General features: G+C 46.8%; 19 protein-coding genes. 14 read left to right on the top strand and 5 right to left on the bottom strand.

Features of this window, described 5'->3' with window-relative positions; all coding sequences use genetic code 11:
- The first annotated feature begins 2 nt into the window (after positions 1-2).
- Both H8B19_RS17360 and H8B19_RS17355 read left to right on the top strand, forming a co-directional pair.
- Positions 3-548 (top strand): polysaccharide biosynthesis/export family protein, encoded by a 546-nt coding sequence (locus tag H8B19_RS17360; RefSeq protein WP_186508287.1) that lies wholly within the window; start codon positions 3-5, stop codon positions 546-548.
- A gap of 78 nt (positions 549-626) precedes the next feature.
- Positions 627-2,918 carry a GumC family protein gene (locus H8B19_RS17355; RefSeq protein WP_422121169.1) on the top strand — a complete coding sequence of 764 codons (2,292 nt, stop codon included), beginning with the start codon at positions 627-629 and terminating at the stop codon, positions 2,916-2,918.
- Positions 2,919-2,950: 32 nt separating this feature from the next.
- Here H8B19_RS17355 and H8B19_RS17350 read toward each other — a convergent pair whose 3' ends face one another.
- Positions 2,951-3,364, bottom strand: coding sequence for a 3-phosphoshikimate 1-carboxyvinyltransferase (locus H8B19_RS17350; RefSeq protein WP_186508286.1), 414 nt, complete (start codon positions 3,362-3,364; stop codon positions 2,951-2,953).
- Between the two features lie 448 nt (positions 3,365-3,812).
- Between H8B19_RS17350 and H8B19_RS17345 the strand changes: the two genes are divergently transcribed.
- From H8B19_RS17345 to H8B19_RS17300, 10 genes are all read left to right on the top strand, one after another.
- On the top strand, positions 3,813-4,592 hold the full coding sequence (locus H8B19_RS17345; protein ID WP_186508285.1) for a WecB/TagA/CpsF family glycosyltransferase: 780 nt from the start codon (positions 3,813-3,815) through the stop codon (positions 4,590-4,592).
- A gap of 24 nt (positions 4,593-4,616) precedes the next feature.
- On the top strand, positions 4,617-5,705 hold the full coding sequence (locus H8B19_RS17340; protein WP_186508284.1) for a glycosyltransferase: 1,089 nt from the start codon (positions 4,617-4,619) through the stop codon (positions 5,703-5,705).
- Positions 5,705-6,832, top strand: a complete 1,128-nt coding sequence (locus H8B19_RS17335; protein ID WP_186508283.1) for a glycosyltransferase — start codon at positions 5,705-5,707, stop codon at positions 6,830-6,832. Before H8B19_RS17340 ends, H8B19_RS17335 begins: the two co-directional genes overlap by 1 nt.
- Positions 6,823-8,133, top strand: coding sequence for an O-antigen ligase family protein (locus H8B19_RS17330; protein WP_186508282.1), 1,311 nt, complete (start codon positions 6,823-6,825; stop codon positions 8,131-8,133). The genes H8B19_RS17335 and H8B19_RS17330 overlap by 10 nt, the downstream gene beginning before the upstream one ends.
- Positions 8,126-9,583: an oligosaccharide flippase family protein gene (locus tag H8B19_RS17325; RefSeq protein ID WP_186508281.1), complete on the top strand. Its 1,458-nt coding sequence runs from the start codon at positions 8,126-8,128 to the stop codon at positions 9,581-9,583. Before H8B19_RS17330 ends, H8B19_RS17325 begins: the two co-directional genes overlap by 8 nt.
- Before the next feature lie 67 nt (positions 9,584-9,650).
- Positions 9,651-10,388 carry a sulfotransferase family 2 domain-containing protein gene (locus H8B19_RS17320; RefSeq protein ID WP_186508280.1) on the top strand — a complete coding sequence of 246 codons (738 nt, stop codon included), beginning with the start codon at positions 9,651-9,653 and terminating at the stop codon, positions 10,386-10,388.
- A gap of 41 nt (positions 10,389-10,429) precedes the next feature.
- A complete protein-coding gene (locus tag H8B19_RS17315) occupies positions 10,430-11,269 on the top strand; it encodes a sulfotransferase family 2 domain-containing protein (RefSeq protein WP_241737660.1) in 840 nt (279 codons plus the stop codon).
- Complete coding sequence (locus tag H8B19_RS17310) at positions 11,262-12,929, top strand: glycosyltransferase family A protein (RefSeq protein WP_186508279.1); 1,668 nt, start codon at positions 11,262-11,264, stop codon at positions 12,927-12,929. Before H8B19_RS17315 ends, H8B19_RS17310 begins: the two co-directional genes overlap by 8 nt.
- Complete coding sequence (locus tag H8B19_RS17305) at positions 12,926-14,119, top strand: glycosyltransferase (protein WP_186508278.1); 1,194 nt, start codon at positions 12,926-12,928, stop codon at positions 14,117-14,119. Before H8B19_RS17310 ends, H8B19_RS17305 begins: the two co-directional genes overlap by 4 nt.
- A complete protein-coding gene (locus H8B19_RS17300; protein WP_186508277.1) occupies positions 14,116-15,114 on the top strand; it encodes a glycosyltransferase family protein in 999 nt (332 codons plus the stop codon). The genes H8B19_RS17305 and H8B19_RS17300 overlap by 4 nt, the downstream gene beginning before the upstream one ends.
- Before the next feature lie 51 nt (positions 15,115-15,165).
- On the opposite strand, the gene H8B19_RS17295 is transcribed toward H8B19_RS17300, so the two are convergent.
- From H8B19_RS17295 to H8B19_RS17285, 3 genes are read right to left on the bottom strand one after another with little or no spacing between them, the layout of a single operon-like run.
- On the bottom strand, positions 15,166-16,155 hold the full coding sequence (locus H8B19_RS17295; RefSeq protein ID WP_241737659.1) for an acyltransferase family protein: 990 nt from the start codon (positions 16,153-16,155) through the stop codon (positions 15,166-15,168).
- 20 nt (positions 16,156-16,175) lie between these two features.
- The gene (locus H8B19_RS17290) at positions 16,176-16,853 is read right to left on the bottom strand and encodes a sulfotransferase family 2 domain-containing protein (RefSeq protein WP_186508276.1); all 678 of its coding nucleotides are present in this window, start codon (positions 16,851-16,853) and stop codon (positions 16,176-16,178) included.
- The gene (locus H8B19_RS17285; RefSeq protein WP_186508275.1) at positions 16,850-18,937 is read right to left on the bottom strand and encodes a right-handed parallel beta-helix repeat-containing protein; all 2,088 of its coding nucleotides are present in this window, start codon (positions 18,935-18,937) and stop codon (positions 16,850-16,852) included. Before H8B19_RS17285 ends, H8B19_RS17290 begins: the two co-directional genes overlap by 4 nt.
- Positions 18,938-19,242: 305 nt before the next feature.
- Here H8B19_RS17285 and H8B19_RS17280 point away from each other — a divergent pair, with 305 nt between their 5' ends.
- Entirely contained in the window at positions 19,243-19,983 is a 741-nt protein-coding gene (locus H8B19_RS17280; protein WP_186508274.1) for a GntR family transcriptional regulator, read from the top strand.
- Between the two features lie 64 nt (positions 19,984-20,047).
- On the opposite strand, the gene H8B19_RS17275 is transcribed toward H8B19_RS17280, so the two are convergent.
- Entirely contained in the window at positions 20,048-22,936 is a 2,889-nt protein-coding gene (locus tag H8B19_RS17275; RefSeq protein WP_186508273.1) for a TonB-dependent receptor, read from the bottom strand.
- Positions 22,937-23,237: 301 nt separating this feature from the next.
- On the opposite strand from H8B19_RS17275, the gene srmB reads away from it, so the two are divergent.
- Positions 23,238-24,497, top strand: coding sequence for an ATP-dependent RNA helicase SrmB (gene srmB, locus H8B19_RS17270; RefSeq protein ID WP_186508272.1), 1,260 nt, complete (start codon positions 23,238-23,240; stop codon positions 24,495-24,497).
- Positions 24,498-24,591 lie beyond the last annotated feature (94 nt).

Here is a 24,591-nt window from a genome sequence, read left to right as displayed (position 1 = left end):
TTATGAAAAAATCTCTTTTTATTCTTTTAACCTTGTTAACCAGCCTATGCCTCAGCCATCCAGCGTTAAGTCAAGCGAGCAGCGACCTGGCACATTACCGACTGGGTTCGGGAGACAGTATAAAAATCAGCGTTTATGGACAAAGTGATTTATCGATTGAAACGCGTTTGCCCGATACAGGCAATATCAACTACCCCTTTTTAGGTGATATTCAAGCCGTTGGGTTAACCACAGCTCAATTAGAGCAGCACATTTACCAAGGCCTGAAAGGTGACTATTTAGTCTCGCCTTCGGTATCGGTCACTATCACCCAATATCGTCCCTTTTTTATTGATGGCGAAGTCAAAAAACCCGGTGGTTATCCTTATCAACCAGGGTTATCTATAGACAAAGCCGCGGCGCTGGCGGGAGGTTATACCCAGCGCGCGGCCAAAGATGAAATTATTATATTGCGCGACATCAGTGGTACTCAGCAACAAGTAACGGCTAAGACATCTGATACCGTGCAGCCGGGCGACATAGTGCGAATACAACAGAGCTTTTTTTAGGCAAGGAGAGCGCAGATGAATCCATCTAATCAAATGGCAAAACAACTCGATGCCCATATTTTTAAAGGCTCAACCTCCATGTCTCAAAATGATGCCAGCGCAACCGAAACGCTCGATGTTGGCCGATACTGGCGTGCGATTTTGGCCGCAAAATGGCGCATCATAGGCTTTGCGCTACTGATGACGATAGTGGCTGGTTTGTACGTAATGCCAATGCCCGCCCGTTATGTGGCTACCTCCTCTTTGTTGATTGATGCAGAGCATGCAAAAGTACTATCAATACAAGAGGTGTATGGTCTCAACTCTAACAGCAAGGAATACCTGCAAACTCAATTTGAGGTTCTAAAGTCGAGAAAAATAGCGCAGCGAGTCATCGAAAAGCTTAATCTGGTAAATCATCCCCTGTTTAACCCGCCTGCGCAGACTGGCCCAGTGCAGTGGTTGCGAGAACTCAAAAGCGATGTTACCCATTATCTGCGTGATGCCATGCCAGCTCTTGCTAACACCACCGAAACGGATGCCATTAACAATCAAAACAATACCGCAACACAAAGTTACGACAGTAAACTCGATCGGGTTATCCGCCATTTTTCACAGAATTTAACCATCTCGCCGGTTAAAAACACTCAAGTGGTAAATATCAGTTTTGAAAGTGAGTCGCCTCAGCTCTCAGCCACCATAGCCAATACCGTAGCTGAGGTGTATATCGAGAATTACCTGCAATCAAAACTGGATGTAACCACTCAGGCCACCACTTGGCTAAACGGTAGCCTGGAAGGGTTACGTCAAAAACTCACTGCTTCTGAGCAACGTTTATCGGATTTTTATGAACGTGAAAAACTGGTGAATATTGATGGCGTCGAGGGACTAACCACAGACGAAATCCAGGGCCTGAGTAAACAATTACTCACTGCGCAAAACAATGTTAAACAACAAAAAGCCATTTACGACAAAATCCGCGATAAAAGCGGTGATATCAATGGCTTGCGGCAACTGCCCGAAGTAATGAATAACACGTCAGTGCAAAATGTTGACCGTGAATTAATCCGTGCACGCAGCAAAGTTTCTGAACTTAGCCGTATTTACGGCCCCAAACATCCTAAAATGATCGCAGCACAAGCTGAGATTACCAGCATAGAGCAGGCACGAAATAATCAGATTGCCACATTAATTGATAGCATTAGCGCCGATTATCTCGCAGCCTATCGCTCGGCTCTCACTAAAGTCAGCGAACTAAAACAGGAATTGGAAGACGCCAAGGCTCGTTATCGCCATCTTTCAACACTGGAAACCCAGCGGGTATCGTTACAGCGCGAAGTGGATATTAATCAGCAATTGTACAATTCGTTTTTTACCCGCTTAAAAGAAACCAGCGAACTGGATGGTTTTAAAACCCCTAATGCCAGATTATTGGATGAAGCGTCCGCACCTTTAACTGCCACCAAACCGAAAAAGGCCCTGTTAGTATTGGCTGCGGCATTTGCCAGTGTGATCTTTGGTATCATGGTCGCGGTATTTTCCGATGCCTTTAATCGCGGTATTCGCTCAGTTGAAGACGTAGAAAATACGCTCGGACAACGCTTGCTTGGCTTAATCCCCCTGCAAAAATATCGCCGCAGCAAAAACTTGCCAATACGCCGTTTTTTCGAGAAAAAACATTATCAATTCAGTGAAGCCATACGCACGTTACGCACCAGCATAATGTTACTGAGAGCCGATAAACCCAACAAAGTCATACTGGTCACATCCAGTGTGCCACGTGAAGGTAAAACCACAGTGGCAATTAATCTCGCCTTTGGCATGGGTTGTATGGGTAAAGTGTTACTGGTTGAAGCCGACCTCCGTCGCCCGGAACTGGCCAGCCAGTTTGGATTGCCGGGTTTTCATCCGGGGCTGACTAACATTATCGCCGGCACTCACAGTGAAGATGAATGCATTGTTACCGATGAAGTATCTGGTATCGATTTGCTGGTTGCAGGCTCAGCGACCAGTAATCCTCAGGAATTGTTAAGCTCGGTAAGTTTTAAAAAACTCATTGCTCTTCTCAGTCAGCAATACGACCACATCATATTGGATACAGCCCCCACTCAGGCTGTCAGTGACGCCATGATAGCGTCCAGTGTCTGTGACTCATTAATTTATGTGGTTAAAGCTGACAGCACCAGTGACAAGGTGATCCGCTCCGGATTAAGTCGTTTTCTGCAATTGGGACGCCGAATTGATGGCGTGGTACTGAATAAAGTTGATTTAAAAAAGGCCACAAAAATGGGCGTTTTCAGCGGTTTTTATGATCAATATGGTTATCAGGCTGCTAGCTATCAGATGCCACCAGCCGAAGCCGACAGTTTGCCACAAACCAAAGCGGGTTAAATGACCCGCTTTGGTTTAAAAAATGGATAAACTCATGAGAAAGTCACTTTAAACCAGTCCCAAATCCCCAGAGAAAAGTGTTCAAATAAATTGATGCCTAAGGCAGATTTAATTAAATACAAACACAACAAACCAAACAAACAGCTGAATAACATAAACGCACTCATCAACGCGGCTTTAAGCATATTCGATACTCGCTGCTCTCTATCACTTAACTGACGGCGGTTTTTACCAGCCAGAAACACATAGTAATATCGGTATTTAAACCAGGGCACGGTGCCACGAATATCAATATTATGATGTCCCCACTGGCGCGAGGCTAAAGCCGCTTTTAAGCTACTTAACTGACTCTCAGAAAATGAATTACTAATGTCTTCAGGCATGCGTTGTAATAAGTTCCTGATTTCCGGATCATCCCTGACAGGGCTTTTTAGTATCTTTCTCACACCACTACTCCCATTAGCGCTGTTGCCATTCGATTACATTTTTATCCAGCACAAATGCTTAGTCTACGCCCCTAACCATACGAATTTTTAGTTGATTTACCCAACAGTAAACCAGCAAACGCCTGCGTCAGCTGTTCAATAAATCACCCATTAGTTCAAACTGTTGCCAATTAGCGACAAATTTGCAGATAAAATTACGCTTTAGTTAGAGACAAACTGGATAACCCCAGTTATCAGCCACATTCGCTAAACGCACTGCATAAATTACACCTAATTGCCAAGCCTTGTCACGCACGGGCTTGCTGCATACCCGATAAAAACATCACCTTCTCTAGCATGCAAAAACGGGTAACCACACCAAGTTTACTCATCGGCTGGTACAGAAGTTGCCTTTACCCTTAAAACGGCGTTGCCAGACGCTTACCAATAACAGCAACAGGGATGCATCATGACTCTCGCAGATATCGTTTTTACTCAGGTTGGTGGATTGCGCACCGCATGTGTCACACGTAAACAACTGGTAGAGTTGATCACAGCTCACGCTACAAGAAATCACACCAGCGCAGCGTCAATTGATCCTATGCTGATTTTTTCCACCAATGGTCACAGCATTTCCATTGCCAACCGCGACAAAACCATGGGCGCGTTGCTGAATCAAGCCGATTTACTGCACGCAGATGGCCAAAGCGTGGTGCTGTTTTCACGTTATTTTAGCGAACATCCCATACCTGAACGCAGCGCCACCACCGACATGATCCATGATGTGCCGCAAATGAGTCCTCTGCGCTTACGTCACTTTTTACTTGGCGCTAAACAATCTACCGTCGAAAAATGCGCCGATACTCTGGCCGACATGCATAGCAACTTTGTTATCGCTGGCACCCATCACGGCTACTTTTCTCAGCAACAGGAAGACGAACTGATTGAAAAAATCAATCAGGTGCGCCCAGATGTCCTTTGGGTTGGTCTGGGTAAACCCAAAGAGCAGCTGTTTGCCCTACGTCACAAACATCACTTGAAAGTGCCTGTGGTCATTAGCTGCGGCGGCTGTTTTAACTTTGTTACCGGTGAATACAAACGTGCACCACAAGCCATGCAGGAAATGGGACTGGAATGGTTACACCGGGCGGTAACCGAGCCCAGAAAGTTGTTATGGCGTTACCTTACCACCAATCCGCACGCTGTGTTTTGTGCAGTAAAACATCGTCATCGCCAGTCCTTACGTTAACCTATTTTTGAAGAGGCCTGTCCAATGGAAAGATATCAAGTTTTGTTTTTGCATAAATGGTTTTCACTGTCGGGCGGCGTGGAGAGGGTACATAAAAACCTCTCTATTGCCTTGGCGGAACAAGGCGTTACATCCTCATTTTATGTGTATAAAGTGTCGGGGGATAAATACCCGGGGTATAAAAAATTATGTGAGCAATTCCAGGCGGCTTGCCCACCAGCTGGTTCGGGCTTTCGTGCGCGTTTACGCCACCTGTTTGAGCATATCCGTCAGCACAATATCAATGTGCTGATTTCGGCCACCGAAACCGCCAACATGCTTGCGCTTTGCTGTTCGCTGGCATTTCCCGAACTCAAAGTCATTTACACCCGCCACTGCGCACTGGATGTCAGCGACCAAAAATTACCGCCCTGGTTAATCAAGGGCTTATACAACCTCTACAGCTTGAGCAACCAGAGCATAGTCACGGTATCACGCCATTTACAGGGCGAGCTCAGCAGCATCATCAAAGTAGGCAAAAGCTCAGTGCGCTTTATTCCCAATGCCGTAGTCAGTGACAGGGTTAAACAACTGGCCAATTCCAATACCGATGACTTCCAGTCAGAGCGTTATTTTTGTGCAGTCGGCCGTTTGGTGGAGCAAAAAGGCTTTGATTTGTTGATCCGCGCCTATGCGATTGCCAAACAACGCAATCCTGAATTACCCATTCTTGTGATTGTCGGTATCGGCATTGCGCGCGAACAATTGCAACAACTTGCCGCACAGTTAGACGTGGGTGAACAGGTGATTTTTACCGGTTTTACCGACAACCCCTACTACATCATCAATGGTGCGGTGGCGTTCATTTTATCTTCGCGCCACGAGGGTATGCCCACTGCGTTGATTGAAGCCATGTATTTAAATACGCCTGTGATTGCCTTCGACTGCCCCACTGGCCCGGCTGAACTCATCCGTAACGGCGAAAACGGCTTTTTAGTGCCTTATATGGATGTCGATGCCATGGCGCAGGCCATTGGTAATTATGCCTCGTTATTGGGTAAATCTATCACCCAGGATGTAGAAGATTTTCACTATCAGAACGTGGCGCAAGCATATATGAGCCAGTTTTTATAATGAAAAGCATAGTCATAGTGATCCACGACCTGCGCGGCGGTGGCGCAGAAAAAATGATGGTCAGGCTTGCTAATCAACTGGCCGCTGGCGGCGATGCGGTCACCTTGCTGTTACTGGCGCAAGGTGGCAGCAACAAAGCCTATTTAAGCCCTGCTGTAAAGCTGGTTGAGCTGGGTTGCGATCGTACCTTGCGCGCATTTATGCCGCTGCGGCGTTATTTGCAGCAGCACCAGCCCGACGCCATTCTCTCAGCATTAACCCATGTGAATGTGATTAGCGCTCTGTGCTGTTTTAGTCTGGGTATTAGCTCGCGTCTTAGTGTCAGTGAACGCAATACCTTTTCGCTGGATAAAAACAACAACCGCAGCGTGGTAATGCGCCTCACCTATGCGCTGGCACCCTGGCTATATCGTTGGTTACCTAATCCGGTAATTGCGGTATCTCGCGGGGTCGCCGACGATTTAATCACATCTACCGTGGTGCGCCCGCAGGATGTGATCACCGCACCCAATCCAGTCATTAACGAAGAAACCCAACAGGCTGCCTGTCAACCGGCACGTCACCGCTGGTTAGTTGAACGCCCGGGCAAGGTAATTGTTGCAGTGGGACGCCTCAGCGCCCAAAAAGGCTTTGACTTGCTGCTGCAAGCCTTCAGCCAATTGGATAACGACTGTTATCTCATCATTTTTGGTGAAGGTGAATTACGCAGTGCACTGCAACAACAAATATCCCAAGCCGGACTGGATGCCAGAGTGGAGCTGGCAGGTTACTGCGACAACCCGATTGCCGAAATTCAGCAGGCCGACTTGTTTGTGCTCTCCTCCCGTTTTGAAGGCAGCCCAAATGGGTTGGTGGAAGCCATGTCGGTGGGTACACCCGTAGTGGCTTTTGACTGCCCGCATGGCCCCAAAGAAATTATGCAAAACGGCCAGGGCACCTTGGTTGAATACCTCAACGTGAATGCGCTGGCGCATGCTATGGCAGATAGCCTGCAACGCAGCCATTGCAGCACACTCAGGCAACAAATTATCAATTCGGTACAAGGTTTTCAGGCTTCGGTGGCGGCTGCCGTGTACCGCAAAAATATGTTAGTGCCGAGCAAGCACGAGGAAAGCTTATGCAAATAAGCATCGAGCGCATCAAACGCCTCTATTTGCTGCTGGCGCTGCTGTATTATCTGGGCTTTGTGAATTTTATTAATCAGCTCATCAGTAGCAACCATCAGGGCGATGAATTTGCCCAGAACGTGGCTGGCAGCGGTTTAAAACAGGTTGTTGGAATTGTATTGCTGGCAATGGGGCTTTACCTGATTGCGCGATTGCCAATTAAACAAATCTGGCAAGGCATCAAACATAATGCGCTGTGGATTTTGCTGGTCGCCTATTTTGCCCTGTCTGTGAGCTGGTCGCCGGTACCTGCCATTAGTTTTCGCCGCGTTATCGCCTTTGTCACCTTGCTGGTGGTGGCTTACTGTTTGGTTGAACTGTTCGAGCCGGTATCGCTACTCAAACTGGTGGCGCGCACCATTGCCGTGGCCGCCGCGCTGGGGCTGTTATATTTTATTATCAGTCCCGAAAACGCCTCCATTCGCCAAAGTGACATTCGTGCCAATGCCTTTTTGGGCATTATGGCGGACAAAAACACCGGCGCTCGTTTGTATGCTTACGCGTTGCTGATCATGTGGGGATTAAAACTGTACCAACGCAAATGGGATATCGCCGCCTGTTTGGTATTGTTGGTGTGTATTTTACTGGCACAATCGGCCACCGCGGTGGTGATGACCACCGCTGGCATTGGCGTTATCACGCTGCTGCGTTTGTTACGTAGCCCTCGCCCTCAACACAACCTTAATCGCATTTTGCTGTTTTGCCTGTTATTGGCTGGCGGTTCACTGTTAATCAGTTATTTCTACGAAGACCTACTGGCGTTACTGGGGCGCGATCCAACCCTGACTAATCGGGTAATTATTTGGCAGTTAATGGATACCTATGTCGCCCAACATCAATGGCTGGGATATGGCTTTGGCGCATTTTGGGCCAGTGATGCCGTAGACGGTTTTGTGGATAGTTGGGGCTATATTGGCAATGCTCACAGCGGTTATTACGAAGCCTTGTTAAATGGTGGCATGGTCTGCCTAATTATCGTTTGCCTGTTATTTATTAAAACCCTGGCCGATTTGGTTAAGCGCTACATTAGCCGCCCAGACGGGCATTTTTATGCGGTGTTGATTCCGATAATACTGCTGCAGGTTGTGGTCAACTACGTGGCTTTTATCATCATTAACCACAACTGTTACGACATGTTTATTTTTGCCTTGGTGAGCTTTATGGGCTGTTATCCCGCCGCCCAATACCAATTGCAGCCCAGACCGCACGTGGGTCATTTTAACCGTGCGCTGCAACTAACATGTGGGCAGCCGCATGAGTAAACAGGCGAACCAAAACATGGCGTTTAAATCAGGCAACCAAAAGCTGGCCAACCTGCTGTGGATATTCTCGGGCAATTACGGCAACGTACTGTTTTCAGTTTTTTCTTTTTTCACTTACGCCTACTTCCTCACTCCTGAGCAATTTGGGGTGGGCATATTTTGTATCGCGATTGTGGAGTCGGTTGGCGTGATGTATGGCGGCGCGGTGGAAGACCCTCTGGTACGTCGCCCCGAGATCAAGCCCTCGGAAATTAGCACCACCTTTTGGATGGGTGCATTAATTAGCATCATCAGTGCCTTTATTGCACTGGCGGTGGCGTGGCAACTTGATTACCCCTTTGTGTTATTACTCGGATATTGTTTTAGCAAACTGACCTTATCCATGGCCTGTCGCCCTATGGTGGCAATCTGCCGTAAAAAACGTCAGTTTAAATTGCTGTCGTTACGTACCCTGGTCGCACGCTTTTTAGGCACAGTGGCAGGCATTGTGGTGGCCTTTCAAGGTGGTGGCGAATGGGCAATCGTTAGCCAAGCGGTGTTTATCGAGGTTTTCTCGCTGCTATTTTTGCTGAATCTGGCGCGCCAATATCTGGGTGCGCCGATGGATATGCGCGCATTTGTGGAATTGCTCAAAGAGGGCTTGCCGATTGGCTTAAAAGCTACCTTTTGGAGCCTGCTCACCCGCGGCACGATTATTGTTTTGGGGTTAGTGAGTAATCCCACCGTGTTGGGTTATTTTGGTTTTGCTAACCGCTTGGTGCGCTTACCCCTAACCGCCTCCACCAACAGTTTAAATAGCTACGCGCTGCCGGTTATCGCCAACAAAATTAATCATCAGCATGATGTGGCCGACTTTTTTAACCGCATTACGCTGGCCACCACCGCAGTGTTCACGCCAATATTTTTACTTGGCTGCGCACTAGCACCGGCCTTTATTCCGCTCATTTTTGGCAACAAATGGCAACAATCGGTTGAGTTATTCCAATACCTAAGCCTGATCTTTGGGCTTAAATTCTGCGTGTTGTATAACTCGCGCGTGCTCACCGCGTATGGCCGCGCCAAGTTAGGGCTGGGGCGAGAATTTATCAATCTGTGCCTGTTTTTTATCGTGCTGGTGGCACTGGCACCTATCTATGGCGGCATGGCGGCGGTCATTGCTCTGGCCATTCACGCGCTGCTCGATTTAGCGATTAAACATGCCTCGCTGGCCAAGCTTGTAAGGCTTAATTACGCCGAACTGGTTGCGGGTTTGTGCCGCATCTTGCTTTGCTGTGTGCTGATGATGTTAGTCGCCGACCAAATTTGGAAGTGGGCAAGCCAGACTTTGCAACTGAGTCCGGTATCGGCACTGGCGCTGGCTTTGATGGCCGCCAGTTTCACCTATTTGTTTTCGTTATGGCTGATTTTTCCGCGTAGCCTGCGCCAGATAAAGGAGTTACTGAGCAAATGACAAGTGTGAATTCGCATCCGTCACCATCGGGCGTTGCCCCAATCAGCCAGCTCACAGGGAGAGGATTATGAGCTATTCGCGTTTTTTCTGGCTACATATTAAAAAATCGGCCGGCATCTCCACACGCCAACTATTGCAACCCTATTATCAGGAAGTCGACCGTACTCACTGGCCGGTGAACTTTATACAATCGGCTCCCGAGTTACACAACGATATTCTGAATAATTACCGCATGTTACTCGGTGAATACCAGTTTAAACGCGGCCTGTTTGCCAGCGAGGTGTTGTACCCACAAAAGTGGCACTCGATGCTGTCATTTGCTTTTTGCCGCGAACCCACCGACCGCTGCATCAGCATGTTTTATTACCTGTATTGGCAAGGCGGTAATTGGAAAAAGTGGCTAAAAAGCTGCGTACGCAAAACCGTTAAGACCGGCCGTTTGCACCACAGTACTGCCAGCGCTTTCGATTACTTTTTAGGTTTTATTGAGCAGGCACAGCAAGCTGACTCAATCTATCAGCCACTCGGCAGTCATTTTTCAACCCACACCAACAGTATGTGGCGAGATGTGACCAACCATCACAACCAGATTTTATTAACCCGAATTTACCGACTGGAATCGCTGCTGCCGGCACTTAATCAGGTATTTGCCGATTGCGGATTAGACAAACGACTGCAAACCGATCAGCGCAGCAATACCACCCATTTTAAGGGCCAATATCGCCCGTCTGGCGCACAGCGTAACAAAATAGAGCAATTGTTTGCCGAGGATTTTGAATTGTATGAGTCGGCCATTGTTTGTTAATCATCAGGCTATGCGCCACTGGCAACAACAAGGAGTAAAGCATGACAACTAAACCCGTTTTCTCAGCCGCGTTTATGGCCAGGCAACAGGCACCACTGAAAACCTCATTATATGCACTGTTGCCGTGCAAAGTGGGCCTGACTCTTCGTTGGAATGCCAATCGTTTACTTCGGCAAAGCAGTTATACTGAATCGCAATATTTACGTCTGCGTCGATGTCATGGTGATAGTTATTCACTGCGTCCTTTTGATCAAACCCAATCAATATTTGTCCACATTCCCAAATGTGCCGGTATTTCGGTTAATAAAGCCTTATACGGTAATTTAGCCGGTGGACATAAAACCTTTAACCAGTACCTGACCATTTTTGAGCCCAAGCTGATTCTAAATTATTTTAAATTCACCATAGTGCGTAACCCGTGGGACAGACTAGTATCGGCCTACCATTTTTTGCAAAAAGGCGGAGCCAATTCAACTGATTTGCAATGGGCAAATCGACATATTGCTGACTACTCCTCATTTGAACAATTTGTAAAACAATGGCTTACCCCGGAAAACGCCCGCAGCTGGTATCACTTTCGTCCACAGAGCGATTTTATTATTGATAGCAGCGCGCAAATCAGCCTTGATTACATTGGTTATTTCGAAACGCTGGAGCAAGATTTTGCTTACATTGCTTCGCGGTTAAACAAAGATGTGCAACTGGCTAAAACCAATAAAAGCCAGCATGTGGACTACCGCAGTTATTACAACGATGAAACCCGCGCCATTGTGGCCGACGTATACGCCAAAGACATCGCGCTGCTCGGTTATAACTTTGATAACAGCCAAATCGTGCGGGCCAGCGCCGCGCCAATAACAGGAGGCACAGCCCATGTATAAGGTTTTTCCCAGCCATCAGCCTAAGTTGTCGTTTTGTATTCCGGTCAAAAACCGCCTGTCGGACATTCAGGCCACCTTGCGCCAGAATTTGGAAGACAACCGCCCCGATCAAGCCGATATCGAATTTATTGTAATCTGTTTTGATGACATCAATTTAACTGATGGCCAAACTGAACAGCATTTACAGCGCTGGATTGAACTGAATTTTGCCGACGACTTACGCTGTGGTTACCTGCGTTTTTATCATCTGAACAACCTGCCCAACTGGCACTTTGGCAAAGCCAAAAATGCCTTTAAGCCCTATATCAAGGGCAAAATATACGCCAGTTTGGATGGCGACAACTTTACCGGAAAACGTGGCGGCCGCCACATTATCGATGTGTTTGAGCAACACCAGTATCAATGTGTATTACACCAATTTCAGGGCGGTTATGGGGATGGCACCTGCGGACGTATTGCGCTTAACAAAGAGCACTATCTGCAAAACGGTTATGATGATGATTTCCTGCCGCGCCAATGGGATGAGCTTGATGCCATATTAACCACACTGGTGCATCAGCCACAGGTAACCTTTATTCATTATCCGGGCGCCCAGCGTGATATTTTGCAGCGCAGTTACCCGATTCGGCGCTTTTTAAAAGAACATAACCTCAAGGTAAAACAAAAGGTGATTGCTGAACCGGGTTTGTTTAGCAGCGATGCTTCCAACAAACAGCCAGTTGCGGCGGTGGGTCAACACGACTCAGACTATGTTAGTCAGGATCAATATTTACGCCTCGCGTCCATTTACAATCACCATTTATCGCTGATTAAAAATGCCAGTGTCACGCGGCTTAAAAATCGTTATCAGCAAGAACTGCTCGACTGTTTAGAACGCATGTTAGCCACACTTGAGCCAGCGAAATTGGCCAACTGGTTTTTAACTTCAGCGATTACACCAATCAGAGTCGGTCAGAATGAATCAAGCCACGCCACTAGCCTTTCAGCCAATACGCTGTTATTTGCGCCACTGCATACAGGCTTGCTGGACAATCAGCAGTTTCAACGCTGGTATCAATATCACAGTAGCTTGGGAGTCGAGCAATTCTACTTGTTGGCCGAACCGCAACTGCCGATTCATCGACTGGATTTAAGCCACTGCCCCAATGTGCAGATTTTAACCCCCGCTGCGAGTTTGCCCTGTGCAAGCGACCAACAACAACGCTATTTGCTGGAAATCATGTTAAAAGCCTATGGCAATGGCAAACAGTGTTACCTGCTAACCGATAACAGCTGGGTTCCGATGGATATCAGCAAACTGCAACTAAGTGCGCTGAGTAATATTTACCCTGCCAACAACATCAAGCGCGCTAACATGAATCTGCCAATTCATCGCGCCAATAACCCAGCGTGTGAATACTTGCAAACAGGCAAAAGCAGTCAGGTTGCGCCATCTAATCGTTTGGTGGCTAAGCTACGTCATTTCTGGCAGCGCTATCGTAATGCGTTTGCTCGTAGTAACCAAAACAAAGTAACGCCAATGCCTTTGTTCAACGCCCGCGATTCGTTATTACTGAACTGGCAATCAGATATGCAGCTTGCTTACAAACATGGCCGTATGTGGGTCAACGCCAAGCGCCAAAGCTACCCATATGTGCGTTTTCACGGACAAACCCAATGACATTATCGAATTTGCCAAGAATTGCGATTATCCACCCCGAAGCGGGGGTGTCATCGAACGGCGGTTCACAGCTAAGTGCGCTTGAGCTGACGCGTCATCTGCGACCTTATTGTCAGGTGGAATTACTCTGTAGCGCCAACAACATAGAGGCGATGGGTGACGATGCACACCAGTTCGTCACGCGTTTACCGGCAATTCCACGCGGTCGCATCAAGCCCTGGTTGCAACATCCCGTGGCCGGCCCTTTACTCAGACCCTTTAGCCATAACCCTGAGATATTTTTTGAACTGTTAACCAGTTTTATTCCCTATTTTTTGTATTTAATTCGCCACCCGTTTGACTTGCTGTACCCCAATAATGGTTACGCCGGTTTAATGTTAGCCACCCGCGTTCGCGCTTTGAATGGTGTGCCATTGTTGTATACAGAACGCGCCGGATTGTTAGCCAACGGCAAAATATTACGCAAAGATTTAGCTTATAAACCCGACCACTTGGTGGTGTTTGACCAACACACCCAAGACAAAGTTAATCAATGGCGGCCGCAGCAAGCCTGTTCGGTTTTACCCAATGGAGTTGATTTATCGCGCTTTGCCAGTGAGGGCGAACGCCTGAATCTTGGCCTACCCGGTAAAGTGGTATTGTGTGTGGGGTCGCTGGCGCGCTCTAACCACAAACGCATTGAGCTAACCATTGCTGCCATGGCCACCTTAACCAAGTTTACTGATTGCAGCTTGCTAATTTGCGGTGATGGCCCCGACAAAGCTTATTTTGCTGATTTAGCCGCCCAGCAGTTGGCACCACAGCGCTACCGCATTGCTTCCTTTGGTTTTGAGCAAATGCCGCAGGTATACCGAAGCTGTGATTTATTTACCTTGGCATCGGCCAATGAGCCCTTTGGCCGTGTGTATCTTGAAGCACTCGCCAGTGGTTTACCTGTGGTCGCGCCCGATGACGCTATGCGCCGCAGCATTTTGGCGGAGGCGGGCAGATTCTGTGATGTGAGCGATATTGAGGCCTATGCCAATTGCCTGGCTGCAGCACTACCATTAAAACAACAAACCGATTGGCAGCAATTGGCCAAACAACAGGCCGAACGTTTTAGCTGGCACAACATCGCCAGACAATACGCCAGTGTGATTTATCAAATGACAGGTCATCAGCATCACTTGCAACAACGGCACAGCGCATGAGTCAACGAATTTTTTATTTTCCCTATCATCATGTAAACCGTTACGTTGAGCTAAATCGCCAGACGCTGCAGCAAACCGGCGCTGAAGTACACAGTTATCGCCAGCTTTATAGCCTACATAACCTGCGCCAGCGTAATAACAATACTGTGGTATTAAACTGGTTTGAAGACAGACCCTATCGGCGCAGTTTTTCTAAACCCAAACGCTGGCTTGAGCTGCTACGAACCATCGGTGCTTTACTGGTTATGCGGCGATTTTGTCAAAAGGTGATTTGGGTACGGCACAATCACCGACCACACAATGTGAATAATGCAGCCAAAAGTCTGCACAACAATGTGCCGGTATCGCACCTCGTAAACTGTTGGCTACTCAACGCGATTGCCGACCATGTGGTGACCATGGAGCCGACTGCTTTTGCATCCGAGCAAATCCCCCACCCTTTGTATCGTAGCGACCAGCAATTACAAACCGCAAACAGTGAAAATAAACAGCACAACTCACATTCTAGTTTCCTGTTTTTCGGCACCATTAAACCCTACAAACAGCTAGAGCAATTGCTGCAACATTGGCCTGCGGATATCACCCTAACCATTCTCGGTTATTGCGCCGATCCGCACTATTACACTGAACTAAACAATCTGATTAATCAGCGTCGGCTAAAGGTGAATTGGCACAATGCCTATGTGGATGAAAAACAGCTAAACCACACACTAGCAGATTGCCGTTATGTGATTATGCCGCACAGCGACGAGAGCATGATTTCATCCGGCACCTTTTACCATGCCGCCAGCTATGGCACTAATTTTGTCTGTTTCGACAGCGAATTTGCACGCAGCAAAGCAGCCCGTCACAACTTTGTGCATCTGGTGGATAAGGAGCGCCTCACTGAGCAATTAAAAAAGCTGCCCTATATTGAGCGCCAGGAGGTCATTACGCAGTGCTTACGTGACTATGGTGAAAGCGCCCGTTTGCAGGCGTGGCAACGCCTGCTTTAACACTTCAAACTAAACTTTAGGTTGAAATCACACTATACGGCCGGACGACTCTTAACTCTCAACCCACGCTTTACGCTCAAATAACACTGCCACTTTAGTCTGTCTAGCCAACTTGCTGGCCACATAGCCCACCATTACCGCCAGGATCACCGCACATAACATGGTGAGTGCGTGGGAATAAATGCCCAGCTTTAACAGCAGCATGCGGGTTGCGGCCGGAAATGGAAAATGGGTTAGATAAATAAACAAACTGATTTGGCCAATAAAAATCAATAACTTAACCACACTAGTTTGGCCTGCCAGTTGCACCAAACTAATACAGCATTTGAGATACAACAACACAGTCGCGAACGATAAAAACGGCAGTAAGTAGGGAGCTAAATAGGGTTTGATAAACGCCACAATCGGGCTAAGGGCAACAAACAACAGCAGTGCCAAATAAGGCGGCGTTGGGCGTAATAACCAGCTTTTTAGTGCCTCGGCATAATAAAAGCCAAAGGCATAAAACACATAAATCCAGGCCAGTCGTTCAAAAATAGAACCTTCGAACCAGCCATACCACATACCATTTAGCATATTTATCAGCAGTGCAACGCCGACCATTAACGCAGCCGCGCAGTGCCTTAATAAAGCGGTTAAAACAAAACTCAGCAGTAAACAATAAATAAACCAGATAGTGGGCACCGGATCCCATAAAATATAAAGAATCTCATCGGCCGCCATATGAGTATTGGTAAAGCTGTTGGATAGCAGGCGCGTCAGGTAAATAATCAGGCTCCAAACCACATACAAATATACCCAATCAAGTGCTTTGGCGTAGAGTTTTTCCGGGCTGCCGAACAAAATGGTGCGCCGTACTAACATGCCGGACACCATAAAAAACATCGGCATCAGCCATACTCGGAAATAATTGGCCAAGCCCACCACCCAATCACCGGCATGGGCAAAACTATTTAGCGTGCCTTCGGTGGTGTGATACACCACTACCAAACAAATACCTGCACCTTTGGCTACATCCAACCAATCCGCTCGTTCAGCCATATTATTTTTCTCCCCAGCCACTATTCAAACTGATATCCAAACAGGGCGATTTCATCACGGTAATACTGAGCAATTAATTCAATTGATTCAGTATCAAAGGCTAGCCTCGGATCCGTTTTTTGCCCTTCGATTTTATGTGGTAGTGGCATCTCATCTAGCTGTAATTGCTGACGAATATAGTCAAAGTCTTGATGTAAATGCTCAAAACGCGCCACATAATCCATGCACATATCGCCCGCAAAGTTGTTTAACCAGTAGGTTTGTGGCCGCAGGAAGCCCTTACCAACAAACTGACGCAAAAACAGATTAAATGACATGCCCGCAGCAATGCCATAATTGCGCTGATGGATGGGGTCGCGCATCGCATTCTGATACCAGGAATAGGCACGAAACCAAGGGTTACGCACCACAGCGAATTTGAAATAACGCTGATACTGCAACCGATCAACCACCAGACGGTTATTGGGGTTAGCGGCCGGTCTGAATTTATGCCGTAACCTGCGCGCCACATCTTTTAGATTGTCGAGATTACGAAAGGTATGGCGTTCCAGCATCGGCGCCTGCAACATACGAATGCTGCGATGATCTTGCCCCGCTCGCCCCTGATGTCCTTTAAAATGGCCAAGTGCATGTTCAATACTGGTACCGGCGCATTTGGGAATATGAATAAAAATGCACTGATGCTGATGCGAAATCATGGGGTGTTATCTCCTTGAGCTGGAATGCCGACCACACTGCGCCCCGCATCCGTCGCTGGCGCAAAATTATCAATTGCAAACGGGCCAACCGGTAAATGGGTAAAGGCTGGCTGCTGTTGGTTTAATTGTTTGGCAAAATCCGCTGGCAGCTGTGTTTCAAACTGATAGGGCACATCAATTTGGCCTTGTACTCTGGGCTGCTCAGCCTGCAAATTAACCATCAGGTTATTGGCGAAATAACCAAATCCGACGTTATCAATAACCGCATAACCTTTGTTTTGCCAAAACGCCTGATTAATAAAAATATTGTTTTGTACCCAGCTCCAGTACGTGTAATCCTGCGCAAAGTTAGATGCCCCTACACCGTTAGCACTTTGATCGAGCACAAGATTATTAAAGATCAGCGTACGCCCTGCTGGCGCGGCATATAACCCACCTAGCTTAAACGCTGCCCAACTGCGACCCCGCTCATCGCCCAGATGATGAATAGTATTGTTGAAGATATAACTTGGCCCTAATTGATTGGGGATGGCGCTAATGCCGCAATAACCTTGCTCAAGCTCATTACGGTAAAACAATATATTGCTTTGGCCACCATCCAGCTCCACCACATCATCATTGGCGTACGCAAAATAGTTGTCGTAAATCGCCGAATCACGCACAAAACCGCCCCACATGCGCACGTTCGACTCACCTTCAATTACGTCATTTAAGCGGTGTTGCTCACTGCCATAAAATCGATTGTGACGCAGCACAATCTGGCCTTTAAAATCAGGATCAGGATGGTTGGCCGAGGCCAGAAATGCATTGGGGCCTTTGGGGTGGCCGAATTCCCAGCTATTGGCTTTGGCACGTGGCGAGTGCACATGACAGTGCTCCACCACCACCACACCGGTGCGCCTAAGCGCAAAGGCTGAATCGTAATTACTCGGTTCCTGGTCTTCTACCGATTCATAATATTGGCCGTTTTTGACTATGTTAGGAGCACGACCCCAACCGGAAATATCGCAGCCGTTAAACCAAAGATGATGGGCTTTATAACTGGAAATGGCGTTTAATCTGCCGCCCACCACGGTAATGTTTTCAAACAGGATATAACTGTTATCACCAATACCAATCGCGGCATTATCGCCCTCCCCCGCAACAATCGGCGTATCGGGTGAGCCTATAATCTTGGCCCAGCCGTTGGCGCTGCCCTGAATATGTAACGCGTTTAAATCGAGCTTGCCGCCTTGATAAATGTCGGCCAAGTGATACACCTTGTTTGGATCAATTGGTGGACTATTCGCCCGGGTCGAAAAGCTCTGCTGAATTTGCTCGGCGGCCTGACCTGGCTTAAAGAGCGTAATCTCAACCTCGTAGCTGGTTGCTGGTTGTAAATGCACTATGCTGCCAGATAGCGCACCGCGCACCGGTTCCCATTGCAAATCCAACCCTATTTGCCACTGCTGGCTACCCAGTGGCCGAAAACGCACATTAGCTTGCTCGTTGGGCTGACGTTCAAACAGGGTAACGCTGGCTGAGTGAAACAAAGGCTGTATCTTTATTGCCGCAGTTGGAGCTGTATTGAGAATGAACTGCCAACCTTGATCCAGCTCGTTTCTTTGTGCTGCTTGCTCAAGAACTGCAACCGGAAATTGCTTACTACGCCGTAACTGATTGAGTAACCGATAACTATCGAGTGGATATAACCACAGCGCAACTTGCACATAGCGTACTAGCTCTTCGCTGTCAGACTGGGCCAGATTAATTAACAGCGTCGATAAATTTTGTCCCTGTAACTGGCCGAGCACTAAATAACTTACTTCGGTGACGAGGGGCTGTAGCTGCCCTGCGACATAAATATTCACCTCAGAGCCAGTTAATATGTCGCCAATTTGCGCCACTTTTTGAGATGGAGCTAGCTGATTAAAGTTCTCAAGTGAGTTAAGTTGTTGCAATAATTGCTCACCAGGTTGCTTTTTAAGGCCATGTACTGGTGCAGTTTGAACAGCATATCTCTCACTCTGAGCCTTTAATAACAAAGGCTGTAGCAACAACAACAGTAAAAAAATCCATTTTGTAGCTTCCGTCTTTATGCGCATAAACCTGCCTGTCTGTGCCTTTTGCTGTTCGCCATAACAAATAACTAAGCAATAGCCAGGCCAGACAAGCATAATCAAATTCAGGAAGTAAAATTATGAAAAAAGTGTTTTGTGCCAGAGAGTTAGGTAATTTATTGAGTATTTTTCGGATCTAGTATACAAGTATTTAACATTTAAGTGATTTGGCTGTTTAATTTTAATCCAGACTGTTTTAGGGTAATACCTGAAAACGCTTTCAGCCATTTAAATAAGACTTAGAGCACGGCAGCACGACTACAATTTGGCGACACTATACAAAACAAATTATGCAAAATTCCAAGGATACAAAAGTCTTCAAAATTGACTATGACCGCCCCACTTCACAACAGTTATTTGATCTGCTGCGTGATGAGATAGTGGCGATGGTCTTACCGCCGGGTGAAAAACTATCAGAAAATAGCTTATCTGACCGCTTTGGTGTGAGTCGTACGCCGGTGCGTGAGGCCATTGCTAAACTGGTCACACTGGGATTTGTCGAAGTTCGTCCACAACGCGGTACCTTTGTTTCCAAACTCAGCATGACGCAAATTCTTGAAGCTCGATTTATTCGTGAAGCACTGGAAGTCGCCATCACCGAACATGTGGCAGGACATGCTCCACCAGAGCTAGTTGCAGAATGTGAAGTGATTATTGATCGTCAACATGAAGCCGCCGAACAACAGGATGCTTTGCTGTTTCAGCACCTCGACGATGAATTTCATCAAAAACTGGCAGATTGCACCCATTTTGAACGTGCCGCAGGTTTAATCCAGTCTGAAAAAGCCCACATGGACAGAGTAAGAAACTTAAGCCTGCAGGAATTAGGTGGACAATACGAACGTGTACTGGAGCAGCACAGAGCCATACTGGAGGGCATTAAAGCAGCAAAACCAGATATATGTCGTGAAGCCATGCGCACGCATACCCGCGAAATCCTAACGATTCTGAGTAAAGTACAATCCATGCACCCCGATTACTTTGAACAGCACAGTGCCGACAGTGAAGTGACACCGCAATTTACCGGTTAATTAATCAAATACATAAAAAAGCCCCGTTATATAGCGGGGCTTTGTAGTTAATTGAGACTAAAAATTAGAACTTAGCACTGATCCCCAGATTATAAGTCGCGCCTGGGAAGTAAGCACGGAAGGTCTGACTGTCATTTTCCAGGTAAGTCGAAATCGGCTCATTGGTCAGATTATAGGCGTCAAAACTTACGGTCAGATCGTACTCTGTAGCGACAGGTAATACATAGCTGGCAGAAATATCGATCTGGCTGCGATCACGCGAGTACAAAGGCGTACCCCAGATATCACCGCTATCTGCGCCGTCCTGATGGTAATAGGTAATACGTGTCTGGAACGCGTCGTTCTCGTAGTACACAGTCAGGTTGTTAGAATCAGCAATACCGGTAATTTGTGTGCCTTCATCTGCATCCTGACTGATTTTGTTAGCACTGGCGTTAAAACCTAAACCTTCAACAATAAAGTCCAGTGGCTGTACCCAAATCACTTCCAGGCCGGTTAGCTTAACTGAACCTTTAATATTAACCGCTGCACTAACGTTGGTAATACATTGATCAGAGGTTGCACCACCGCAGTTAGCTAACTGCTCTTCCTGAATAGAACTCAGGTCAGTGATATCCACGCCCCATTCAGTTAAATCAGAAAACTGAACCAGATTACTTTCGGTGCGAGTGAAACCAGTAATGTCTTTTTGATAGTAGTTAACCCCAACGTAACCTAAATCACTGAAGTAATATTCACCACCAAAGTCAAAGTTAGTAGCTTCAAACGGTGCCAAAGCCGGGTTACCAGTATCAATGGTTTCGATCCCTGCCGATGTCCAGTTAGTGTTTGGATACATCTTGGACGGATTAGCACGGGTTAAACTGCGCGAGGCACTGGCACGGATTTTCACATCATCCGCCACATCATATACAGCACTGAAAGATGGTAATAAACGGCTGTAATCGGTATTTGTAGCACCGTTTAACGTGGTGATATCCTGCTTGGTATCCACATAACGTACACCACTGTTGGTACGCAAATTACGTCCCGCAATCTCGGTTTCGGTATTGATTTCAAAATAAAGTGAATTAACCGTTTCAGTAATATTACCTACGCTGCCACCAAACTGATTACCAGTGCTGGGCTGAGGTTCAAAACCATCATAGTTGATATCGTTTTTAAATTTATCCCAGTCCAGACCAACAATACCGTTTAAGCCCTGATATCCATCAATGTTTTTACCTAAATCGGTAACACTCGCATCTACCAGATACTGACTAAAGTTTTGCGCAATATCAGGCTGATTAGACAAGATGTAATCACCGTAACCTGTGCCACTATATCCCTGAGAGTTGTTTTCGTTTTTGTCATAGGCAAAACCGAACAGGATACCGTTATGCTCAGGATCCGCTCCCCAACCAAAATCAGCGTGGAAACCTGTTGTGGTAATTTGGCGTGAACCACGGGCAAAACGTAAATCCATTGATTGAACGTCACCAGCTGCACCCGGTCCGGCTACCAAACTCCAGTCATCACTGGCAGTCGTTAGATCACCGCTGTAATCCATGGTAGGAACGATGCTACCGTTACCGTATGCGAAGTTCACCGTGCCTTTAGGTGCAAAGTACAATACGTAAGGCTCATCACGGGTAAATTCAGATTTAGTGCGGCTGGCAGAAATATCCATTTTGAATTCATCATTTACATACCAGCTAAAGCTCGGCATAACGCTGTAAAAAGATAAATCTTCGTCATACTGACGGGTACCAACCCAGGGGCGGGAACCATAGAAAGTACCACTAACAATACGTTCGCCTTCACCACGATCTACTGACTGAATGTTTTCCGGCAACCAGGCCAGATCATATTGCAGGTAGTTATTACGATAAATCAGCATGGCTTCAGTACGTTCAGCGGTATAATCAGAGTCCGCTTTAATAATATCCAGCGCCATGTTCATGTCTTCATTGGGCTTATATTCAAATGATGCCAAAGCAGATACATAATCTTTGGTGCCGCCCATAGTCATCATACGGGCAATACGTGGCATGCCCAGATTATCCAGTTGCTCGTTGCTTAAACCAGATACCTGATTGATGTCCAGCATATCACCGGCATTCACACCAGAGTGGCTTGCTGCATAATCAGCAGACGCAATATTGGTATACTGGAAATTGTTCCAGCCAGTACTGCCTTCAATACAGCCTGCGGTACCATTACTCCACTCAGCCACACAACCGTTCTGGAAGTTGGCATCCTGTTCAAAACCATCAACCCGGGTTTTCGCGCGTTTACCTACAATGGTAAATAAAGCACCAAACTTGTCGGTCGCATAGCTGTAGGTAAATGCAGCTTTAGGGCTTACGCCACCTTGTGTTTCCTTGTACGCACCTTCCATTGAAAAACGCACGTGCTGGCCTTCGCCCATTTCTGATGCACGCGCCGTACGCATGTTTACATAACCTGACACACCACCTTCAATTTGTTGTGCAGTGGCGGTTTTATCTACTGATAAGCTGCTGAATAATTCAACCGGGAATAAATCCAAATCAACCTGACGGTCACTGTTACCCGCATCCAGACTTCCGGTCGAAGCCACCGACATTGAATTACCGTTTAATACAATTTTAGTAAAGCCCGGACCTAAACCACGTACCGCAATTTGCTGACCTTCACCGCTCACATCACGGTTAATTTTAACACCTGGGATACGTGCCAGAGATTCAGCCAGATTAAGACTTGGCATTTTACCAATATCATCAGCAAAAATTTCATCGCTAAAGCCATTAGAATCACGCTTTGCATTGGTAGAGTTAAGTAAGCTACCACGGTAACCCTTAACCTCGATCACTTCCTGATCATCATCTGAGTTTTGTGGGGCGTCCTGAGCTACTGCACCGGCGCTTGCCGCGGCAATACTCAGCAGTAACAGACCTTTTTTGCTTAATTTAAAAGGAGTTGAGTTTTTCATCATTCACCTGTTGTGTATTAGTAGTGTGTATTCTCGAACTGAGAGGTTGTACAACGTTGTTCAATGGAACAAAAACAAACTTGTATACAAGTATTCAGGAAAGGTATCCGATTGAATTAAAAAGATCTATGCGAATGTAATGCGTTTGTTATTTTTGCGTTTACGTTAATTAACAATCCACCAACAAAGCTGTAAATTGTGCGTAAAACGCTGATTCCGGGGGCTTATTTAAGCTATTTATGCCGCTTGCCTGTATTTAGGGTTATAATCGCCTTAACTTTATTTTTGTTTGTGGTATTACATGTTTTCCGATTTGGATCTTGACGATAAACTTTGTCGAGCAACAGCAGATTTAGGCTTTAAAACTCCCACCAGTATTCAGCAACTGGTTATTCCGGAGGCAATGGATGGTCGCGACATTCTGGCCTCGGCTCCAACTGGTACCGGCAAAACGGCTGCCTTTTTATTACCTGCGCTGCAATTTATCCTGGATTACCCTCGTCGTGATCCGGGTTCAACACGTGTACTTATTCTTGAACCCACCCGTGAGCTGGCATTACAGGTGTTTGAACAGGCACAGGCGTTAACCAGGTATACTCAAATTAGCTGTGGTTGTATTACCGGCGGTATTAATTACGGTAGTGACCGCGATTTACTGCAAGCAAACTTAGATATTCTGGTCGCAACGCCCGGCCGCTTGTTTGAGCATATTGAAAAAGAAAGCTTTGATTGCCGCGATATCGAAATTTTAATTCTGGATGAAGCTGACCGTATGCTGGATATGGGGTTCTCGACGGTAGTAAATCAGATTTCAACGGAAGCCCGCTGGCGTAAACAAAGCATGCTGTTTTCTGCCACGTTAGAAGGCGGTGGTGTCGCCAAATTCTCACGTGAAATTCTAAAAAACCCCGTCACACTGGAAGCGCAATCCTCTCGTAAAGAGCACGCCAAAATACATCAGTGGATTCATCTGGCTGATGATTTAAATCATAAATACCAGTTATTGCTACATATTTTAAAAGAGCAGACTGAATCCGCGGTTATCTTTGTGCGCACCCGTGAACGGCTGATGATGCTCAAAGACAAATTGTTATCTGACGGTATTGAAAACTGCTACTTGCAGGGAGAAATGCCACAGGATAAACGCAATATGGCGTTAGCGCGCTTTAAGTCAGGCGAGGTAAAAGTACTAATCGCGACCGATGTAGCAGCTCGTGGAATCGACGTGCCTGATGTCAGTCACGTTATTAACTTTGATTTACCATACAAAGCAGATGTTTATGTGCATCGCATTGGGCGCACTGGACGCGCGGGTAAAAAAGGCACCGCCATCTCACTGGTTGAAGCGCATGATATGGATATTGTTCGCAAAGTTGAGCGTTACACTGAACAACAATTGCGCCGCCGTATTATTGAACAGTTACGTCCGAAACATAAAGAATCGCGTCCGGCAAAAGCCAAAAAGAAATCTAAGGCAGCAAAAGTAAGCAAAAAGAAAACGACCTTGAAGAAAAAAGGGGCCCGCCCAGCAAGGCCAAAAGCACCAGCGAAGAAAGATTAAAAAAGCGGCTTTAAGCCTAATGCCGATCAGTTAAGAAGTTGACATTCGGCATAAGAGGATCAAAATCCGATGATCGTAAGGTCATCGGATTTTT

This window comes from Neptunicella marina, from assembly GCF_014270035.1.
GTDB lineage: Bacteria > Pseudomonadota > Gammaproteobacteria > Enterobacterales > Alteromonadaceae > Neptunicella > Neptunicella marina.
This window is presented reverse-complemented; position numbering and strand designations above follow the sequence as displayed.

Excerpts from the sequence above, each read along its gene's own strand:
- H8B19_RS17360 (WP_186508287.1), top strand. The coding sequence starts at position 3 with ATGAAAAAATCTCTTTTTATTCTTTTAACCTTGTTAACCAGCCTATGC.
- H8B19_RS17355 (WP_422121169.1), top strand. The coding sequence starts at position 627 with ATGTCTCAAAATGATGCCAGCGCAACCGAAACGCTCGATGTTGGCCGA.
- H8B19_RS17345 (WP_186508285.1), top strand. The coding sequence starts at position 3,813 with ATGACTCTCGCAGATATCGTTTTTACTCAGGTTGGTGGATTGCGCACC.
- H8B19_RS17340 (WP_186508284.1), top strand. The coding sequence starts at position 4,617 with ATGGAAAGATATCAAGTTTTGTTTTTGCATAAATGGTTTTCACTGTCG.
- H8B19_RS17335 (WP_186508283.1), top strand. The coding sequence starts at position 5,705 with ATGAAAAGCATAGTCATAGTGATCCACGACCTGCGCGGCGGTGGCGCA.
- H8B19_RS17330 (WP_186508282.1), top strand. The coding sequence starts at position 6,823 with ATGCAAATAAGCATCGAGCGCATCAAACGCCTCTATTTGCTGCTGGCG.
- H8B19_RS17325 (WP_186508281.1), top strand. The coding sequence starts at position 8,126 with ATGAGTAAACAGGCGAACCAAAACATGGCGTTTAAATCAGGCAACCAA.
- H8B19_RS17320 (WP_186508280.1), top strand. The coding sequence starts at position 9,651 with ATGAGCTATTCGCGTTTTTTCTGGCTACATATTAAAAAATCGGCCGGC.
- H8B19_RS17315 (WP_241737660.1), top strand. The coding sequence starts at position 10,430 with ATGACAACTAAACCCGTTTTCTCAGCCGCGTTTATGGCCAGGCAACAG.
- H8B19_RS17310 (WP_186508279.1), top strand. The coding sequence starts at position 11,262 with ATGTATAAGGTTTTTCCCAGCCATCAGCCTAAGTTGTCGTTTTGTATT.
- H8B19_RS17305 (WP_186508278.1), top strand. The coding sequence starts at position 12,926 with ATGACATTATCGAATTTGCCAAGAATTGCGATTATCCACCCCGAAGCG.
- H8B19_RS17300 (WP_186508277.1), top strand. The coding sequence starts at position 14,116 with ATGAGTCAACGAATTTTTTATTTTCCCTATCATCATGTAAACCGTTAC.
- H8B19_RS17295 (WP_241737659.1), bottom strand. The coding sequence starts at position 16,155 with ATGGCTGAACGAGCGGATTGGTTGGATGTAGCCAAAGGTGCAGGTATT.
- H8B19_RS17290 (WP_186508276.1), bottom strand. The coding sequence starts at position 16,853 with ATGATTTCGCATCAGCATCAGTGCATTTTTATTCATATTCCCAAATGC.
- H8B19_RS17285 (WP_186508275.1), bottom strand. The coding sequence starts at position 18,937 with ATGCGCATAAAGACGGAAGCTACAAAATGGATTTTTTTACTGTTGTTG.
- H8B19_RS17280 (WP_186508274.1), top strand. The coding sequence starts at position 19,243 with ATGCAAAATTCCAAGGATACAAAAGTCTTCAAAATTGACTATGACCGC.
- H8B19_RS17275 (WP_186508273.1), bottom strand. The coding sequence starts at position 22,936 with ATGAAAAACTCAACTCCTTTTAAATTAAGCAAAAAAGGTCTGTTACTG.
- srmB (WP_186508272.1), top strand. The coding sequence starts at position 23,238 with ATGTTTTCCGATTTGGATCTTGACGATAAACTTTGTCGAGCAACAGCA.